The organism is Ensifer sesbaniae (genome assembly GCF_013283665.1).
In the GTDB taxonomy this organism is placed as follows: Bacteria; Pseudomonadota; Alphaproteobacteria; order Rhizobiales; family Rhizobiaceae; genus Ensifer; species Ensifer sesbaniae.
Genome location: NZ_JABEKU010000001.1, coordinates 617,170 through 635,746, shown reverse-complemented (window position 1 = coordinate 635,746; position 18,577 = coordinate 617,170). Strand labels below are relative to the sequence as shown.

Annotated in this window: 18 protein-coding genes; 9 read left to right on the top strand and 9 right to left on the bottom strand. The window is 62.8% G+C overall.

What is annotated here, in order from left to right; genetic code table 11:
• Positions 1-117 precede the first annotated feature (117 nt).
• Together BHMPCIPO_RS03035 and BHMPCIPO_RS03030 are read right to left on the bottom strand one after the other, a co-directional pair.
• Positions 118-1,599, bottom strand: coding sequence for a sensor histidine kinase (locus BHMPCIPO_RS03035; protein ID WP_173515401.1), 1,482 nt, complete (start codon positions 1,597-1,599; stop codon positions 118-120).
• 453 nt (positions 1,600-2,052) lie between these two features.
• On the bottom strand, positions 2,053-4,053 hold the full coding sequence (locus BHMPCIPO_RS03030) for a methyl-accepting chemotaxis protein (RefSeq protein ID WP_173515400.1): 2,001 nt from the start codon (positions 4,051-4,053) through the stop codon (positions 2,053-2,055).
• A 395-nt stretch (positions 4,054-4,448) separates the two neighbouring features.
• Between BHMPCIPO_RS03030 and rpmH the strand changes: the two genes are divergently transcribed.
• The 6 genes from rpmH (at position 4,449) to BHMPCIPO_RS03000 (ending at position 9,288) form a co-directional block, all read left to right on the top strand.
• A complete protein-coding gene (gene rpmH, locus BHMPCIPO_RS03025; RefSeq protein WP_077962533.1) occupies positions 4,449-4,583 on the top strand; it encodes a 50S ribosomal protein L34 in 135 nt (44 codons plus the stop codon).
• Positions 4,584-4,603: 20 nt separating this feature from the next.
• Positions 4,604-5,002 (top strand): ribonuclease P protein component, encoded by a 399-nt coding sequence (rnpA, locus tag BHMPCIPO_RS03020; RefSeq protein ID WP_173515399.1) that lies wholly within the window; start codon positions 4,604-4,606, stop codon positions 5,000-5,002.
• Entirely contained in the window at positions 5,002-6,789 is a 1,788-nt protein-coding gene (gene yidC, locus BHMPCIPO_RS03015) for a membrane protein insertase YidC (protein ID WP_173515398.1), read from the top strand. The genes rnpA and yidC overlap by 1 nt, the downstream gene beginning before the upstream one ends.
• Before the next feature lie 157 nt (positions 6,790-6,946).
• Positions 6,947-7,879, top strand: coding sequence for a DMT family transporter (locus BHMPCIPO_RS03010; protein WP_173515397.1), 933 nt, complete (start codon positions 6,947-6,949; stop codon positions 7,877-7,879).
• Positions 7,880-7,935: 56 nt separating this feature from the next.
• Positions 7,936-8,589: a ribosome biogenesis GTP-binding protein YihA/YsxC gene (gene yihA / locus BHMPCIPO_RS03005; RefSeq protein WP_173515396.1), complete on the top strand. Its 654-nt coding sequence runs from the start codon at positions 7,936-7,938 to the stop codon at positions 8,587-8,589.
• Between the two features lie 159 nt (positions 8,590-8,748).
• Entirely contained in the window at positions 8,749-9,288 is a 540-nt protein-coding gene (locus tag BHMPCIPO_RS03000; RefSeq protein ID WP_173515395.1) for a DUF1269 domain-containing protein, read from the top strand.
• Positions 9,289-9,321: 33 nt separating this feature from the next.
• On the opposite strand, the gene msrB is transcribed toward BHMPCIPO_RS03000, so the two are convergent.
• Positions 9,322-9,825, bottom strand: coding sequence for a peptide-methionine (R)-S-oxide reductase MsrB (msrB, locus tag BHMPCIPO_RS02995; protein WP_173515394.1), 504 nt, complete (start codon positions 9,823-9,825; stop codon positions 9,322-9,324).
• 28 nt (positions 9,826-9,853) lie between these two features.
• Positions 9,854-10,576 carry an anti-sigma factor gene (locus BHMPCIPO_RS02990; protein ID WP_173515393.1) on the bottom strand — a complete coding sequence of 241 codons (723 nt, stop codon included), beginning with the start codon at positions 10,574-10,576 and terminating at the stop codon, positions 9,854-9,856.
• 383 nt (positions 10,577-10,959) lie between these two features.
• On the opposite strand from BHMPCIPO_RS02990, the gene argB reads away from it, so the two are divergent.
• Positions 10,960-11,847, top strand: coding sequence for an acetylglutamate kinase (gene argB, locus BHMPCIPO_RS02985; protein ID WP_173515392.1), 888 nt, complete (start codon positions 10,960-10,962; stop codon positions 11,845-11,847).
• Between the two features lie 86 nt (positions 11,848-11,933).
• Here argB and BHMPCIPO_RS02980 read toward each other — a convergent pair whose 3' ends face one another.
• The 4 genes from BHMPCIPO_RS02980 to BHMPCIPO_RS02965 all read right to left on the bottom strand — a co-directional run bounded on the left by BHMPCIPO_RS02980 (position 11,934) and on the right by BHMPCIPO_RS02965 (position 15,773).
• A complete protein-coding gene (locus BHMPCIPO_RS02980; protein ID WP_173515391.1) occupies positions 11,934-12,701 on the bottom strand; it encodes an isocitrate lyase/PEP mutase family protein in 768 nt (255 codons plus the stop codon).
• 79 nt (positions 12,702-12,780) lie between these two features.
• A complete protein-coding gene (locus BHMPCIPO_RS02975; RefSeq protein WP_173515390.1) occupies positions 12,781-13,836 on the bottom strand; it encodes a bifunctional transcriptional activator/DNA repair enzyme AdaA in 1,056 nt (351 codons plus the stop codon).
• 76 nt (positions 13,837-13,912) lie between these two features.
• Positions 13,913-14,827, bottom strand: coding sequence for an EamA family transporter (locus BHMPCIPO_RS02970; protein WP_173515389.1), 915 nt, complete (start codon positions 14,825-14,827; stop codon positions 13,913-13,915).
• A 154-nt stretch (positions 14,828-14,981) separates the two neighbouring features.
• On the bottom strand, positions 14,982-15,773 hold the full coding sequence (locus BHMPCIPO_RS02965; RefSeq protein ID WP_173515388.1) for a sterol desaturase family protein: 792 nt from the start codon (positions 15,771-15,773) through the stop codon (positions 14,982-14,984).
• A gap of 154 nt (positions 15,774-15,927) precedes the next feature.
• On the opposite strand from BHMPCIPO_RS02965, the gene BHMPCIPO_RS02960 reads away from it, so the two are divergent.
• Positions 15,928-16,641: a pyrimidine 5'-nucleotidase gene (locus BHMPCIPO_RS02960; protein WP_173515387.1), complete on the top strand. Its 714-nt coding sequence runs from the start codon at positions 15,928-15,930 to the stop codon at positions 16,639-16,641.
• Between the two features lie 185 nt (positions 16,642-16,826).
• On the top strand, positions 16,827-17,348 hold the full coding sequence (locus tag BHMPCIPO_RS02955) for an EF-hand domain-containing protein (protein WP_173515386.1): 522 nt from the start codon (positions 16,827-16,829) through the stop codon (positions 17,346-17,348).
• Positions 17,349-17,453: 105 nt separating this feature from the next.
• Here BHMPCIPO_RS02955 and BHMPCIPO_RS02950 read toward each other — a convergent pair whose 3' ends face one another.
• Positions 17,454-18,353 (bottom strand): LOG family protein, encoded by a 900-nt coding sequence (locus BHMPCIPO_RS02950; RefSeq protein ID WP_173515385.1) that lies wholly within the window; start codon positions 18,351-18,353, stop codon positions 17,454-17,456.
• Positions 18,354-18,577: the final 224 nt, after the last annotated feature.

Sequence of the window (18,577 nt, the reverse complement as noted above, 5' to 3'; positions counted from 1 at the left end):
TCCGCTTCATTCTGTCTAAGCGCGTCGCAATCTTTCAGATCCGCTGCTTGCGCCTTAGGTTCTTGATGTTTCGCCTGTCGTTATCGCAAACAGCTGCGCACTTTGGCGCGACATGCTTCAGTGACGGAACTTCGAGCGGAAGGCGTCGAGCGGAACCGGCCGGTCGGGCAGCTCGATGCGGAAGAGCGTGCCGGGCGTCGGCTTTTCGACAAGCGCGATCGTGCCGCCATGGGCGAGCACCAGCTCGCGTGCAATCGCGAGACCAAGACCCGTGCCGCCGGAGCGTGCCGAGCCACGGAAGGCGGCGAACAGGTTTTCCCGCGCCTTGGGCGGCATGCCCGGGCCGGTATCGTCGACCGAAATGGTGACGACGCTGCCGACCCGCATGGCGGAAACCGTTACCAGCCGCGGGCGGCCGTCCTCCGGCTCGTGATTGGTCAATGCCTGCACGGCGTTGCGGCAGATATTGTGCACCACCCGGAAGAGCTGCTCGCTGTCCGCATCGACCTCGATGTCGTCCTGCATCTGGATCTGGAAATCGATGCCCGCCTGGGGATCGATTGCCAGCAGTTCGGCGACATCGGAAACGAGCGGTTTCAATGCGACGAAGCGGCGATGCGGCTCTGCCTCGGTCGTCCTGCCGTAGGAGAGCACCTCGCGCGTATAACCGACGGCCCGGTCGATGGTCCGCAGCAGGGTCGGGGCAAACCGCTTGACCACGGGATCGTCGACATCGGCGAGACGATCGGAGATCAGTTGCGCGGAGGACAGGATGTTGCGCATGTCGTGGTTGATCTTCGACACCGCAAGGCCAAGCTCTGCAAGGCTCTTCTGCTGCTTCAGGGTCTTTTGCAGTTCACGCTGCATGCTGGCGAGGTGCTGACCGGCGACGGCAAGTTCGTCGCGTCCCTCCGGCGGCACGAGCACCCGACCGGGATCGGCCGGATCGTTGGAAAATTCCTGCATGTTCGCCGTCATCCGCCGGATCGGCGTGATCAGCATGCGGTTGATGGCGAGGAAGATCAGCGCCGCGGTGATCAGCGAAATGATGAGCGATAGGACAAAGACGTTGCGCGAATAGACGAGCATCGCCTTGCGCAGGCTCGCATCCTTCATCAGCAGCTCGATCGTCGCGTCGCTTTCGCCGAGCGGCCCATAGACACGGATCACCCGATCGCCGCCGAAGAGCAGGGTATCGAAGGCATCGCGGATGGCGCCAAAAGCGGTCGAATTGGCGACGTCGTACTCGCCCTTGATCTCGAGAGGCATGTCGGTCAGCGCGATCATGCGCGACGCATCCTTGCGCCGAATGACGATCGCCTTCGTGCCGGTCGCCATCAGCGTGTCCTTCTGCACGCTGCGCGGCAGCTCGACATTCTGCAGACCGTCGACGACGACGGCAGCGGCGGCAGCCGTGTTCAGCCGATCCTCCAGCCAACGAATGCGCATGGTCGCGACGGACGGCGCGAAGATCAGCACCTCCGCCAGCATGACGAAGACGATGGTCAGCAGGAGCAGCTTACCGGAAAGACCCCGGAAGAACCCCGCACTCGTCTTCAGTGCCTCGCTTGCCGCTACCGGACGCGTCTCTTCCGCCATGCCTTACAAACTTCCCTGCCCGTCAACAAAAACGCCCGCGACCCCGCACAAGTGCCCGAGCCAAGGGGCTTCGCGCCAGGGGCAATAATAGGAGATGGCCGACCGTTTTCCAATCTCGGAGCGGCCGGGCGGGGTGCGACATAGGTGCGGATATCCTTCAGCGTCACGCCCGTTGGCAGCCGCAAGCACCGCATCCCGATCATCTTCCTTCCCGCATCGCCGAAGCGAAATCCTCGGCGCGCTGCCGCCTCGCTCTGGCCTAGCTGCACAGAATCCGCATCGGTGTAAGTCACCCAGGGAACAGTGGCATCGTCGGGGGGGGGGGCGCGGCGACGGGCGCGGGCGGCGATGGAGTAGAACGGCTACTGGCGTTCAGGGCAGTTCAAAACAGCGAGCCCGCGGCACCATACGGTACCGCGGGCTCCGAAAACACTTGGCGAGGCAAGGTGTCGCTTAGAACTCTTCCCAGTCGTCCCTCGCGACAGCCGCAGCGGAGCTGCCGCCAAAGGCGCGGGCGACGTTGCCCATCATGCGACGCGCCGGCGATTCGACGGCGCGGGTGGTTTCGCGCGCCACGGCCATCGGCCTTGCCGCGGTGTTGTCCACCTTGAAGTAGGCGATCAGGTTGGCGAGGTTGTTGGCCTCGGCGGAGAGCTTGTGGGTGGCGGCATTCGCCTCCTCCACCATAGCCGCATTCTGCTGCGTCACCTGGTCCATCTGGTTGACGGCGGTGCTGACTTCGCTCAAGCCCGTCGACTGCTCGCGCGCCGCCGTTGCGATCGAATGGATATGGTCGTTGATCTTCAGGACGCGATCTTCGATCTCACCGAGCGCGGAACCGGTTTCTTGCACCAGCCGGACACCGGTCGCCACTTCGCTGCCGGACTTCGAGATCAGTGTCTTGATGTCCTTGGCCGCACTTGCGGCGCGCTGCGCCAGCTCGCGCACTTCCTGTGCAACGACGGCAAAGCCCTTGCCGGCATCACCGGCACGCGCCGCCTCGACGCCGGCATTCAGTGCCAGAAGGTTGGTCTGGAAGGCGATTTCGTCGATCACGTTGGTGATCTGGCCGATCTCGCTCGACGCCTGCTCGATACGGCCCATGGCGTCGACGGCATTGCGCACGACTGCGGCTGATTGCGCCGCGCTATGCTTGGCCTCATTGACCATGACGGTCGCTTCCTGCGCCCGCTCGGTCGAGTTCTTCACGGCAACGGTGATCTCGTCGAGTGCGGCCGAGGTTTCCTCGAGCGCTGCCGCCTGCTGCTCGGTGCGCTTCGACAGATCGTCGGCGGCCGCCCGCAGTTCGGACGAGTTGCCGTTGATCGTGTCGGTCGTCACGCGAACTTCGCGGAGCGTCTTCTGCAGGGTCGACAGCGTTTCGTTGACGTTCTTCTGCAGCTCGGCGAAGGCACCCTGGAAATGGCCGTTCATGCTCTGGGTCAGGTCGCCGCCCGCCAGGCTGGCGACGACCCGGCGGGTCTCGGCGATGCCGGCATCGACGCTACCGACCAGTTCGTTGACGCTTGCGGCGAACCGGTTGAGATCGTCGTTCTCATAGTCCTTGCCGATGCGCTTGGTGAAATCGCCGGCGGCCGCGGCCGCCACGACGACACCGATGCTCGACTGCAGATCGGCGCTCTTTTCACGCAGCACCGCTTCCTGCGCGTTGAGGTCGCGAACGGCGAGACCGTTCTGCTTGAAGACCTGAACGGCCTCAGCCATTTCGCCGATCTCGTCCCTGCGGCCGGCGAAGGGCACGTCGACCGTGAGATCGCCGCCGGCGAGTTGCTTCATCTTGCCAGTCAGTTCGAGAATCGGGCAGCTCAAATGATTCGTTGCGATATAGAAGGCCGCGCCGAGGCCGGCGAGCATGCCGAGGCCGGCGATACCGAGGATAACGATGACCACCGAGCGCTCGAAGATCGCGACCTCCGCGGTGACGACTTCGAGTGTCTTCAGGTTGATATCGGCGACGGAGTCGATCTGCTCCTGGAAGGCCTTGCGGTTCGCCCGGTTGGCATCGTTGTTGCCCTGCTCGCTGGCGGCCTGGGGCGAGACCTGTTCGCCGAGGCGCGCCGTTTCCGCCCGGAACGTCCTGAACTCGTTGGCGCGATTGACCAGCGTATCAAAGGAGGCTTGCGTGTCGGCGGGGATCAGCAGGCGCCACTCGGCAAGCAGCGTATCGATCTTGTCGAGATTGGTGCGAATGCCCTCGGCAAAGGACTTGGCCTTTTCGACGGTCGGAGCGGCGTAGATGCCGCGCGATTCCATCACCACCGCTGTCACCAGGCGGTTCAGGCGTTCCGCCTTGAAGGCGCGCGCCGCGACATTTTCGTATTGATGGAATTTCTCGTTGTACTTGGCGACCGCCACGAGCGACATTCCGGTCACCGCAACCGCCAGCAGGCTCATGATCCCGACGATCAGATAGATTTTACCGCGTATTTTCATCCCGACCTCCACGAGGCCGCGAAGCCTGTCCGTTTATCGGACATCTCGCCACCCCATTGCACCGGGGAGACCCTAAAATAGCCCTGGTTAACAAAGGTCGTCGCGCCGGCCGGCATTCTGGGGAGCGCCGATTAGCGTTCTGTTTACCAATCTCGGCTAGTTGCACGCCTTTTCGCGCGCGTATGAATCGCCTCGATCGAGCGCGCCAGTCACTTTTGCGATGCCGCTGCCACTGAATCGCCGGCCGCAATTGACTTTGCGGGAATTTTCCTCTTATAAGCCGCGCACGTCCGGTCAAGCCCTCCTGCCCGAGAAGGCGGAGCCGTGCCCGGTAACGTAAACGCTCCTTGCTACACGCAAACCCAAGAAGGGCCGCACACCGCGGTATTAAATAAATGAAGCGTACCTACCAACCGTCCAAGCTTGTCCGCAAGCGTCGCCACGGCTTCCGTTCGCGTATGGCTACCAAGGGTGGCCAGAAGGTCCTCGCAGCCCGCCGGGCTCGTGGCCGCAAGCGTCTTTCGGCTTAAGCCGAAACTGCCCGAAACCAGTGTCCGGGCACATGACGTCAGATAAAGACAAAACGACTGTCGGGCGGCTGAAAAGCCGTCCGCAGTTTTTGGCCGTTCGGGCAGGAGAAAGCCGTAGAGGCCCGCTGTTTCTCCTCGAAGTGCTCGACCGCAACGATCCGGAAGGCGAGGCCCGCGTCGGCTTCACCGTTACCAAGAAACACGGCAATGCCGTCGAGCGAAACCGGATGCGCCGACGCCTGAAAGAGGCGGTGCGGCTTTCCGCCGGGTTTGCAATGAAACCCGGACACGACTATGTGATTGTCGCCCGACGCGATCTCCTGAACGCCCCCTTCGACGCCTTGACCCGGGGGCTTCGCGAGCGCATCGAAAACAAGCCGAAACAGAAGCGGCCGCCGGCCGGTTCCAGGAAACCATGATGGAAAAAAACCGCAACTATTTCGTGGCGATTGGCCTGTCCGTGCTGATCCTCATTGCCTGGCAGTTCCTTTACGTCAATCCGAAGATGGAGAGGGACCGCATCGCCGCGGAACAGGCGCAGCTGGGACAACAGGCCAAGCCCCAGCCCGGTACCCAACCGGCGACATCGGGGCAGGCTCTGCCGGGCAGCGGCGCAATTCCGGGCACTGGTGAAAACCGTGACCAGGCAATTGCCAAATCGGCGCGCGTTGCGATCGACACGCCGGCTGTTTCCGGCTCCATCAACCTGACCGGTGCCCGTTTCGACGACCTCAAGCTCAAGGAATACCGCGAGACGGTCGATCCGAAGAGCCCGGTCATCACTCTCTTCAGCCCGGCCGAGACGACCGACGGTTACTTTGCCGAACTCGGTTATGTCGGCAGCGATGCGACCGGCAGCGTGCCGGGCCCGCAGACCGTCTGGACGCTTTCCGGCGGCGACAAGCTCACCGCTGCGACCCCGGTAACGCTGACCTTCACCAACGAGAAGGGCGTCACCTTCACCCGCACGATCTCGGTCGACGAGCACTACATGTTCCAGGTGGTCGACAGCATCAAGAACGGTGCGGCCGAGCCCTTGACCCTTTCCTCCTATGGCCGCGTGACTCGCTTCAACAAGCCGACGACACCGAGCATCTACGTGCTGCACGAAGGCTTCATCGGCGTCATTGGCGAAAACGGCCTGCAGGAAGTCGGCTATTCGAAGATCGAGGACGACAAGGCTGTCGAGCCGGGCAAGGCGACCGGCGGCTGGCTCGGCATCACCGACAAATACTGGGCGACTGCGATCGTCCCGCCGCAGGCGACCCCTTACGACACCCGCTTTTCGCACTTCACCGATGGTCGCGGCCGCTACCAGAGTGACTATAAGAGCGATGCCGTCACCATCGCCGCGGGCCAGACGTCCGAGGTCAAGAACCTCGTTTTCGCCGGCGCCAAGGAAGTTCCCGTTGTCGACAATTACGAGGTCGCTTACTCGATCCCCAACTTCGACAAGCTGATCGACTGGGGCTGGTTCTACTTCATCACCAAGCCGATGTTCAAAATGATGGATTTCTTCTTCCGTCTGTTCGGCAACTTCGGCATCGCGATCCTGATCACCACGATCGTCGTCAAGGGTCTCTTCTTCCCGCTCGCCAACAAGCAATACGCATCGATGGCGAACATGAAGAAGGTTCAGCCGAAGATGGAAGAACTGAAGAAGAAGTTCGGCGACGACCGCATGGGCCTGCAGCAGGCGATGATGCAGCTCTACAAGGAAGAGAAGATCAATCCGCTGGCGGGCTGCTGGCCGATCCTCATCCAGATCCCGGTGTTCTTCGCGCTCTACAAGGTGATCTACATCACCATCGAGATGCGCCACGCGCCGTTCTTCGGCTGGATCCGCGACCTCTCGGCACCCGATCCGACAACGATCGTCAACCTCTTCGGCCTGCTGCCCTTCGACGGTCCAGCCTTCCTGCATCTCGGCGTCTGGCCGATCATCATGGGCATCACGATGTTCGTGCAGATGCGCATGAACCCGACGCCTCCGGACCCGACCCAGGCAATGCTGTTCACCTGGATGCCCGTGGTCTTCACCTTCATGCTGGCATCCTTCCCGGCCGGCCTAGTGATCTACTGGGCCTGGAACAACACCCTTTCGGTGCTGCAGCAGTCGATCATCATGAAGCGCCAGGGCGTGAAGATCGAGCTCTTGGACAACCTGAAGAGCCTGTTCACAAAGAAGCCCAAGCCGGCGGAATGACGCCAGCCGCCACGACAATCCCAGAGCCCCGGACCCAAGGTCCGGGGCTCTTTCGTTTTGACGCCAGCGCGCGACACGTTATGGCGTTGACGCGGGCGCGCAGGGCAGGCATCAGGCGCTATCGAAATCACTGCGCCTCGCTCCAGGACAATTTGCCATGACCGACCCGTCGGCCACCTCCGCTCCGTTCGCCGCCAGCGAGAAGCTTGGCGCCCTGCTCGTCTTCGGCTCCGCCTTCTTCTGGAGCTTCGGAGGGGCGATCGCCCGGTTCCTGGAGATCCCCGACAGCTGGACGATCGTTTTCTGGCGTTGCCTCTTCGCCGGCCTCTTCCTGCTCGCCTTCATGCTGGTGCGCGACGGACCACGCGGTACGCTTGCGCTTTTCAAGGGCATGGGCTGGCCGGGGGTCGCTGTCGGACTCTGCTTCACCATTGCTTCAACCTCCTTCATCATCGCCATTTCCTACACGACCATCGCCAATGTCGTGCTGCTCGGCGCCGGCGTGCCGCTGTTTGCAGCGCTGATGAGCTGGGTTCTGTTTCGCGAACGGGTCTCGCGTTTCACCTGGGGCGCGATTACCGCCGTCATCGTCGGGGTCGCGATCATGGTGTCGGAGAGCCTGACGGGCAGCGTGTCGCCGATCGGCGATGCGCTGGCACTGCTGATCCCCGTGGTCTTCGCGCTGGCAACCGTCATCACGCGCCGCTACCCGCACGTGCGGATGACGCCGGCCACCTGCTTCGGCTGCTTCGCCGCCAGCGCCATTGCGGCAAGCCAGTCGTCCGGGCTTGCGGTGACTTCGAGCGAGCTCGCCCTGCTCTTCGTCTTCGGCGCCTTCAACCTTGGGCTTGGCATGGCGCTCTTCGTCACCGGCGCCCGGCTGGTGCCTTCGGCGCTGGCGGCGCTGCTCGGCACCGCCGAGACCGTGCTCGGTCCCGCCTGGGTCGCGATCATCCACGGCGAAGTACCGAGCGGCCGGACGATCGTCGGCGGCACCTTCATCTTCCTGGCGCTGCTTGCCTATCTCTTCAGCGAGTTCCGGCGGGCGCAAACCATCCCCATGCGGCCGGTCCGCACGCCGACGCCTTGACATCCACGGCCAAAACCGGGAAGCCATGAGCTTTCTCGATGAAGGACCGACCGCCGATGGCCGAAACCAGAACCAAAGACGACAAGCCGCTGTTCGGCCGGCCGTGGATTTTCATTCGCGGCGTGCCCGCCATGAAATTCCTGCCGCCGGAAGGGCCGGTGGAAATCGCCTTTGCCGGCCGCTCGAACGTCGGCAAGTCGTCACTGATCAATGCCCTGGTCGGCCACAAGGGACTGGCGAGGACCTCGAACACGCCGGGCCGCACGCAAGAGCTCAACTATTTCGTGCCCGACGGATTTTCGGGCGAGGCCGACGATCTGCCGCCGATGGCGCTCGTCGATATGCCCGGCTACGGCTATGCCCAGGCGCCGAAGGAGCAGGTCGACGCCTGGACGAAGCTGGTGTTCGACTATCTGCGCGGCCGCTCGACGCTGAAGCGCGTCTATGTGCTGATCGATGCCCGGCACGGCATCAAGAAGAACGACGAGGAGGTCCTCGGCCTGCTCGACAAGGCGGCCGTCTCCTACCAGATCGTGCTCACCAAGACCGACAAGATCAAGGCCGCCGGCGTGCCGCGGCTGATCGCCGAAACGCTCGACAAGATCAAGAAGCGCCCCGCCGCCTTCCCCGAGGTACTTTCAACCTCCTCAGAAAAGGGCGAGGGCATCGACGAACTGCGCGCCGCGATCGGCACGGCGATCGCCCGCTAAGGCGATCCCAGAAACCGTTCGAAGCGCACCGTGACGTGCGCGCCGCGCAGAGGTCAATCAGCTCAAAGTCTTTGATCTCTGTCACTACCCCGACATGCAATATGCTCTATCTCTGCGTTGCGTCCGGATCGGTGGCGCGGCCAGAGATAGGAGAGACACATGTCCGAATTGATCGTTGTCGGATTCGATTCCCCTGAGGAAGCCGACAGGGTTCTGGTCCGGCTCGCCGGGCTGAAGAAGGAATACCTGATCGACCTCGAGGACGCGGTCGTCGTCGTGCGCGACACGGAAGGCAAGGTTCATCTCAAGCAGAGCCTGAACCTGACGGCTGTCGGCGCAACGTCCGGGCTGCTTTCCGGTTCGCTCTGGGGCGGGCTCGTCGGTCTTCTGTTCCTCAACCCGCTGGCGGGCTTTGCGATCGGCGGCGCGCTCGGCGCCGGTGCCGGCGCCCTTTCCGGATCGCTGACCGACTACGGCATCGACGACGAGTTCATCAAATCGCTCGGCAACACCATCCCGAACAATTCCTCGGCACTGTTCATCCTCGTGCGCAAGGTCCAGCCCGAGAAGGTGCTCGCCGAATTCCCGGATCTGCGCGGCCGTGTCCTGAAGACGTCGCTTTCGCCGGAGCAGGAGAAAAAGCTGCAGGCAGCGCTTTCCGGCGCAGCCGCAGCCTCGCCGCCGGCCGGGTCGTTCTGAACGTCCGACGCTACGCTCCCCCAGCAAGACTGCTTAGCTGGATTTGACCGCCGGTACGAAGGCAAGCGCCAGGCCATTGATGCAATGGCGCTTGCCGGTCGGCGGTGGTCCGTCATCGAAAATATGGCCAAGGTGCCCGCCGCAGCGGCGGCAATGGCACTCCGTGCGGGTCATGAACAGGGACGTATCCGTTCGCGTTGCCACGGCACCGGGCAGTGATTGCCAGAAGCTCGGCCAACCGGTGCCGCTGTCATACTTCGCCTCGGAAGAATAAAGTGGAAGCGCACAGCCGGCACATTGGAAGATGCCCTTGCGCTTCTCGTGGTTGAGCGCGCTGGTGAAGGGACGCTCCGTATCCTCATGCCGCAGGATCCGGTACTGGTCGTCCGTCAGGATCGCCCGCCATTCGTCATCGGTCTTGACGATTTCGAAGGCCTGCGCCGCACTCGCCGAGGCAAAGGACGTGAAGCCACGGGTCGCCGCCGCCGCGGTGAGCACGGTAGTACCTGCCATCAAAAGGACGCGCCGACTGATCATGGACCTCCTTTCGGCCCCGTGCTCGAGGTCAGAACTTTCGCGCCTTGCCGACAGCGATAAATGGCCCCGTCGGCAATCCGGTCGGCGATCCTCCCGGGGCCTCGACGCTGACGGCGAAGACCGATCCGGCGGACATTCTTTCCTGATACAGGGACGGAACGGCGATCTCGCCCTCGCCCGTCTGCGGCAGAACGCCAAGCGAGATCGCAGGATTGTTGCCGTTGACAAGCCAGAGTTCGAGGGATTTCTGCTCAGGCTGCATAGCGGCAATCGGCGTCAATTTCAGATGACCCGTGACCCGGTCGAAGCGGGCGACGAGGTCGATGGCATTGCCCTTGCCTGACAATTCGGCCACCAGCGACGCTTTGGTCGTCGGCGCCTCGAAGAGACCGGCCATGGAAGCACCCATTATCGCGAGGGCCGCGAGCGACGCCAGCGCGAGGTTGCGCCACAGTGCCAGCGACCTCCAGAGCCCTCGGCGTTGCCCCACCGATGCTGGTCTCGACTGCTCGATAAACCGCCGCTCGCTGGCGGAAAGCATTCTGGGAGGCGGCGCGAGCGCTTCGTAGGCTTCATCGAAGGACGATAGATTGCTCTGCCACCGGTCGACCATGGCGGCAAAATTGCGATCGGAGACAAGGCGGGCCTCGACCTTGCGGCGGTCGTCGGCAGACAGGACGCCGAGCACATATTCCCCGGCGATCACTTCGTCGCGGCGGAAATCCCGGCCCTCTGGGGTTGGTGCAGTCATCGCTCCCTACGCTCTCGTACCTTCATGAGGCTACGCCTCAACCAAGACCGCATCGTGTCCAGCGCGTTGTGAAAACCTCCTCCACCTCCCGGCAAGCAGGACTTTCGCCGCACAGTGCCTGCAGTCCTTCGAGCTCCTTCCTGCAGGCATCGATCCGCCTGCCCCGTACGCTCGAAAACCGCCGATTTTTCCGGATCCGCAGCAGGATCAGCCAAATTGTGGGCTTCGTCAATCGCGTTCCCTGCTGGTTTGCACCTGTCGACAAGGTAGGGCACGATGCGGCGCGTACCAGCCTTGTCATTCCGGTTTTATCTTGCTCGCCGATCATTCCATCGGTCCGGAACTTGCGCTAAACAGCAGCCGGTATATTTCGAGGGTCCGCCATGTCCGCCAATGAAAGTGAAATCCAGGCACGCCTGCTCACCCAGGCCCTGCCTTACATGCAGCGTTACGAAAACAAGACGATCGTCGTCAAATATGGCGGCCACGCCATGGGCAACACCGAGCTCGGCCGCGCCTTTGCCAGTGACATCGCACTGTTGAAGCAGTCAGGCGTCAACCCGATCGTCGTGCATGGCGGCGGCCCGCAGATCGGCGCGATGCTGACGAAGATGGGCATCGAATCGAAGTTCGAGGGCGGCCTGCGCGTCACCGACGAGAAGACGGTCGAGATCGTCGAGATGGTGCTTGCCGGCTCGATCAACAAGGAGATCGTCGCGCTCATCAACCAGACGGGCGAGTGGGCGATCGGCCTTTGCGGCAAGGACGGCAACATGGTCTTCGCCGAAAAGGCCCGCAAGACCATCAAGGACCCGGACTCCAATATCGAGCGCGTCCTCGACCTCGGCTTCGTCGGCGAAGTGGTCGAAGTCGACCGCACGCTGATCGACCTGCTCGCCCGCTCGGAAATGATCCCGGTCATCGCGCCGGTGGCACCGGGCCGCGACGGTCACACCTACAACATCAATGCCGACACCTTCGCCGGTGCGATCGCCGGTGCGCTGAACGCCACACGCCTTCTGTTCCTGACGGACGTTCCGGGCGTTCTCGACAAGCAGGGCAACCTGATCAAGGAACTCTCGGTCGCCCAGGCCCGCGCATTGATCGCCGACGGCACGATCTCCGGCGGCATGATCCCGAAGGTCGAGACCTGCATCGACGCGATCAAGGCGGGCGTCCAGGGCGTCGTCATCCTCAATGGCAAGACGGCCCATTCGGTGCTGCTCGAAATCTTCACCGAGCGCGGCGCCGGCACGCTGATCGTGCCGTGAGCAGCTTAAGCGACCTGGTAGCAAACAAAGAAGCGGGAGAGGCTCAAGGCCTTCTCCCGCTTTCCTTTTGAAGGGGCGATATCCGATCAGCCCTTGTAGATCTCCGTCGCCGCAGCCTTCAACTTTTCCATCATCGCCCGGTAGGGGCCGGGGCCATAGCTGATGCGCGCGACGCCGGCGCGGGCGAGCGCCTTCAGATCCGGGGCGGCCGGCCGCATCATGATGTTGACCGGCAGGCTGGAGGCGGCGCAGACCTTGGCGATCAGGTCTTCATCGACCAGCCACGGCACGAAGAAGCCGTTGGCGCCCGCTTCGGCATAGGCCCTGCCGCGCGCGATCGCCTCGTCGACGAGGCCGGCATGCCGCGTCTCGTCGCCTTCCTGCAGGAACAGGTCGGTGCGCGCGTTGATGAACAGCGGGATGCCCCGCCGGTCGGCCATCTCGCGGATGGCACGGATGCGCGCCGCCTGCTTTTCTACCGGATGCATACCGCCCTTGCCGACAATCTGATCTTCGAAGTTGATGCCGATGGCACCGACGTCGAGGATGCGGGAAACGTTGGCAGCGCCGGTTGCCGGATCGTCGGAATAGGCACCCTCGAAGTCCACCGTGACGGGCAGTTCCGTGGAGGCAACGATCAGCCGCGCCACGTCGGCGAGCCAGGCCATCGGCACCTTCTCGCCATCGCCGAACCCATGGGCCGCGGCCACCGACCAGCTCCCGGTCGCAAGCGCCTTGGCGCCGGCTTCGGCCACGGCCTTGGCACTGCCGGCGTCCCAGATGTTGTAGAGCACCACCGGATCGCCCTTCCGGTGCAGGGCAGCAAAGGCGACCGCCTTTTCCTTCTGGTTCATCGTATTTCCTCCACGAAGCCCATGAGCGCGTATTCCTGGAGCGCGGTGACAGCTGCCTTCCGCCCGGAATCGCGCCGTTTCACTGAGTGACTGCCTTGCCTTCGTGCCGGAGCAGCCATTGCTTCCGCCAGAGCCCGCCGCCATATCCCGTCAGTGAACCATCCGAACCGATGCAGCGGTGGCAGGGGATGACAATGGCAATCCGGTTGGAACCGTTGGCCTTGGCCACGGCACGAACGGCCCGGATCGTATCGACCTCGCGGGCAATGTCACCATAGGATCGCGTTTCACCGGCGGGAATTTTTGCGAGCTGCGCCCAAACGTTGCGCTCGAAGGCGGTGCCGCCGGGCGCAAGCGGCGTTTCAAAAGCACATGCCTGGCCAGAGAAATAGGCTTTCAATTCGCTTTCGATCTGGTCGATCGGCGCTGTCCTGCCAGGCACGATGGCCGAACGTGTGTCCTTTTTCAGTTTCTCCAGTTCCGTTGGCAGCGCCTTGCGGTCGTGGAACTCGAGCAGGTGCAGGTGCGTGGCATCGGCGACGGCAACCATGGGCCCCAGCGGCGTTTCGATCCAGTCGGAGAAGAGCAAGGCCCTACCCTGCGCCGCCACCGGTGCGTCACCAAGCAGGTTCTGGAATGCGGCGCGAAAGCCGCTCGGCGATTCGTAACCGGCTTCGAGCTGGGCGTCGATCACCCTTCCGCCGTCTGCGAGCTGGCGGGCGGCGAGCCCCAGGCGGCGATGGCGCGCGAGGTCGAGGAAGGTGATGCCGAGATTGCGCTTGAAAGCGCGCCGGACGGTCGACGGATCGAGCCCGCGGCGAACGAGATCGTCCTCGCTCCAGCGGCGCTCCGGTGCCGCCTCCAGCGCCTGCAGCAGGTCTTCGACGAGCGGATCCTTGGCGCCGTACGTGGCGAGCGGTCGGCAACGCTGACACGGACGGAAGCCCGTCTCCAGGCAGGTCCCGATGGAGCCCACGAAGATCGTGTTCTCGCGCTTCGGTTTGCGGGCGGGGCAGGACAGGCGGCAGAAGACACCTGTCGTCTTGACGCAAACGAAGGCTGCGCCTTCGTATTCGGTGCTTCGCGCAATCAGGGCGTCGTAAAGCGTTTCGTCGGAGGGAAGATCGAACAACATGCCGCCGTTCTACCATGCCTGGATCCGATGGGGCGCCGGTTTTCGGGCGCCTATTTTTTCAGATCAGCACGAGTTTTCAGATCAGTACGAGCATCACGACGCCGAGCACGATCAACAGGCAGCCGAAAAGTTCGAGCCGGTTGATCCATTCGCGGAAGATGAAGAAGGACGAGGCGAAGGTGAAGAGCATTTCCACCTGAGCCACCACCTTGACGACGGCGGCCTGCTGCAGCGTCATCGCCATGAACCAGCCGAAGGAGGCGGAGGCACCGACGAAGCCGACGACGAAGGCCGGTTTCCAGGCGGCGGCGATGCGCGGCAGTTCGTCTCGCTCGCGAAGCACGATCCAGGTCAGCATGATCACGGTCTGCAGCAGGATGACGAAACCGAGCGTATAGCTCGCCTGCATCATATAGTCGGGCGCCGGCAGGCTCGGCGCGAGCGCCAGTGAGGCCGAACGATAGGAAACGGCCGAAAGGCCAAAGAACGTGCCCGAGAGCAGACCGATGCCTGCCGTGCGGCTGAACACCGAGGTTACGAGCGTTCGCGGGCTCAGGGTCGTCCGCGCGACCGAGATCAGCATCACGCCGACCACCGAGATGGCGATCGCCACCAGGGTCCCCTGGCTTGCCTTTTCCCCGAGGAAGATGAGGCCAAACACTGCCGCCTGCGCCGGCTCGGTGCGCGAATAGGCGGTGCCGACGGCAAAATTGCGGAAGGAGAAGAGGTGGACGAGCAGGAAGGTCGCAGCGATCTGCGCCAGCCCGCCGATGACGGCCCAGAGGAAGAAGGTGCCATTTGGTAGCGGGAGCGGACGACCCGCCACTTGCCAGAGCAGAAACAGATAGAGGACGGCGAAGGGCAGGCCGAAGCCGAAGCGCACGAAGGTCGCGCCGGTCGTTCCCATGACGCCTTTCAGATGTTTCTGCATTGCGGAGCGGACATTCTGAAGGAATGCCGCTGCGACGGTGATGAGGACCCAGGTTTCCATGGCTGCGAGGAAGAGCAATTCAGGAAGAGCGTGAAACGGTCGTTCGCCTGAAATTGCGCAATTTCAGAGCGTTGGATCACTTCACTGTTGCAAGGAAGATCGGGCCATCTAACACGCGGGTCCGGCCATTGCCAAGGACTCCGTCTCACGGCGTTCAGTCTGCCTTTTCGACGGCCTCCACGGGAAGATTGACCTGCTTGAAGGTGAGCGGCGGCGCTTCTTCTTCAAACGTCTTCACCCGCTGATCGTAGTGCGGCGAGATCGTTCCCAGCACGCGGTCCCAGAACGAGAAATAGTTGCCGTAGTTGTAGCGGAACGCGGAATGGTGCTGATCGTGGAACGTCGTGCACAACAGCGGCGAAGGGTAACGTGCCGTCGACGCTGCGAAATACTCGAAGCCGCAATGCCCGAACATGCCGTTGAAATGTTCGAACAGCCGGTGCCCGATGAGGATCGCGGGCGGAAACGGGACGATGAAAACGACGACGGCCGAGTAACTCTGCAAGAGGAAGTTGTCGAAGACATCCTCCGAATAGGTGCTCCAGATCGTTGGCGCGACGCTTTTGTGGTGAAGAGCGTGCAGCGGATAGAGCCACTTGGTGTGCAGCAACCGGTGCATGAAATAGAACCAGGTGTCGTAGAGGAACATGCACGACACGAAGAGCGGGACTGCCGCCCACCAATTGAGGGCCCAGGGCGCCGGTGCCCAGCCCTTCTGCTGGGCGTAGAGGCCGATCGTCAGCGGCAGGCAGGCGCTGAACATCGATGCCAGGCTCTGGCGGATTTCGGCGCTGCGCCGCCTGTCGGAGCCGCGCCCTTTCTGGATCTTTCGCTCGTGATTGCGTTCGTTGAACCAGGTCAGGCCGTAGCCAAAGGCAAAATAGGTGACGACGGTGAGCGTATAGAACCCGAACAGGAAAAGCAGATAGATCAATTCGTCCGACATTGGCACCTGCATCCCCGAGCCAAAACCGCGTGCAGGAAGATGCCACGCCGTTTTGACAATTCAAAGTGGAATTCCATGCGCCGGCATTGCTGCCCGAGCAGCGATCTGCATTTTTCTCATTTGCCGTCACCTTTCCCCATGTCATAAGGCGGTCATGAAAAAGCTCGACCGCCTGCCGAACCATTCCGACTTCGCCCATGTCACCGACTGGGTGTTCGACCTCGACAACACACTCTATCCGCACCACGTCAATCTGTTCGCGCAGATCGACCGCAACATGACGGCCTATGTGGCGAAGCTCTTGTCGCTGGACCCGGCCGATGCGAAGAAGCTGCAGAAAGACTACTACCGCGACCACGGCACGACGCTCAAAGGCCTGATGGTCAACCACGGCGTCGACCCGAACGAGTTCCTCGAGCAGGCGCATGCGATCGACTACTCGATCGTTCCGCCGGATCCGGCGCTCGGCGAAGCCATCAGGTCGCTTCCCGGCCGCAAGTTCATCTTCACCAACGGCAGCGTCGCCCATGCGGAGATGACGGCACGGGCGCTCGGGATCCTCGATCATTTCGACGACATCTTCGACATCGTCGCCGCCGATTTCGTACCGAAGCCGGCCGGTGAAACCTATGACAAGTTCATGAGCCTGCATCGGGTCGACACCCGGAATGCCGCGATGTTCGAGGATCTGCCGCGCAACCTCCTGGTGCCGAAGGCGCTCGGGATGACGACGGTGCTGCTGGTGCCGCGCAATCTCGAATACACCTTTGCCGAATCCTGGGAAAAATCGAACGACACGGACGAGCAGATCGACTACGTGACGGAAGATCTCACCAGCTTCCTGCGCCGTCTGGTCACCGATCTCTAGACCGCGGCGGGTTGGAACGGGACGCGGGCGAAAGCCCGCAAGCAGAATTCCCATCCCGCTTCGACACAATTCGGCCGCCGAAAAACCCCTTTTGGCCAATGACTTAAATTACAAAAGTTTAACTGGTGCCGCGCGCGCCTCCGGCTATCCTTTCGATCAGGACAACCCGATCGAAAGGAAGCATGATGTCGAAGAAGACCCTGATCCTCGGTGTGACCGCGCTGGCCGTAGCCGTCACCGGAATGGCCGCCCCCTCCTTTGCAGCGCGCGAAAAGATGACGCCGGAACAGCGGGCCGAGCGCATGATCCAGCGGCTCGACTCCGACAAGGACCAGAAGGTTTCGCTTGCCGAGTTCCAGGCGCGTATCGCCACCAACTTCAAGACCTTCGACGCCGACGGTGATGGCCAGATCAGCGCCGACGAGATGAAGGCAAAGCGCGAAGCCTTCCGCGAGGCGCGCAAAGCCTGGCGTGAAGCCAAGGACAAGAGCGGCACGGAGCGCGAAACGGCACTTGCCAAGCTTAAGGAAGTCCACCCCGGCATGCTGCCGGGCCTGCGGCCGAAAGCCTTCAAGCGTGTCGACACCGACGGCAACGGCTCCCTGAGCACCAGCGAAGTTTCGAGCGCCGCCGAGGCCATGTTCAAGCGCCGCGACAAGAACGGCGACGGCGTCATCGACGCCGCCGACTTCACCAGGAAGATCTGACGGGAGCCCCCTCTCCCCACCGCCCGGTGGAGAGGCTCCTGCCTGGCTCATAGCCCCTTGCCCCCGCGAGGGGCTATGAGCGTATCCGAGGTAGCGCGGGGCCGCTCAGCGTCGTCCGTTCGCCATCGGCACCGACTTCGGATCGACGGTTTCATAGAAGCGGGAAATGATCTCCCAGGCCTCGTCCGCCGTTTCGACGAAATGCACCAGATCGATGTCATTGGGCGCGATCGTGCCGAACTCGGCCAGCGCCTCGAAGTTGATGATCGAACGCCAGAACTTTTCGCCGAAGAGAACGAGCGGCACCAGCGCCAGGCGTCCGGTCTGCATCAGCGTCATCGTTTCAAAGAGTTCATCGAGCGTACCGAAGCCACCGGGGAAGACGGTGACGGCCTTGGCGCGCAAGAGGAAATGCATCTTGCGGATGGCGAAGTAGTGGAAGTTGAACGACAGTTCTGGCGTCACGAAGCGGTTCGGCGCCTGCTCGTGCGGCAGCACGATGTTCAGGCCGATCGACGGTGCACCGACATCGTCGGCGCCGCGGTTGCCTGCCTCCATCACGCCCGGTCCACCGCCTGTGACGACCACATATTCCTTGTAGTGCAGCTTGGCCGAATGCTCGGAGCAAATCCGCGCGAACTTGCGCGCTTCCTCGTAATAGACCGAGGCGGCTTCGAGGTTCTTGCGCTGTGTCTCGTTCTTTGCCGCCCAGGCATCGCCGCCGGGCTCGGGGATGCGGGCGCCACCGAACATCACCACGGTCGAGTTGATGCCGCGCTCTTCCAGCATCATCTCGGTCTTCAGCAGTTCGAGCTGCAGCCGCACCGGGCGCAGCTCCTCGCGGCAAAGGAAATCGTCGTCGATATAGGCGAGGCGATAGGACGGTGAGGCGGATTGTGGCGTGACCGGAACCGTCAACGCTCGCTGCCGGCTCTGCGAGCTGTCGGCCAGTGGATCCCAGACCCCGTCCTTGCGGCGCAGGGCGCGCTTCTTCATGCGTGCCATCGTGTCGTCTTTCCCGTCGCGTTCCGGACAATCGGCATCTCGTCCAGACGCGTCCTATCCTCATTTCTCGATCATGAAGGCCGTATGCGCATTTCCCGGATCGATTCCGGAAATGGCGCAGCAGACCAAGGCGCTGCCGCGGCCCTTGCGCATCTCGCACAGGTGCGCGGCGCTGTAGTGCCGGAGTCGCCCGACTTTGCCAAGCCCTTGCGGCCCAAGGGACC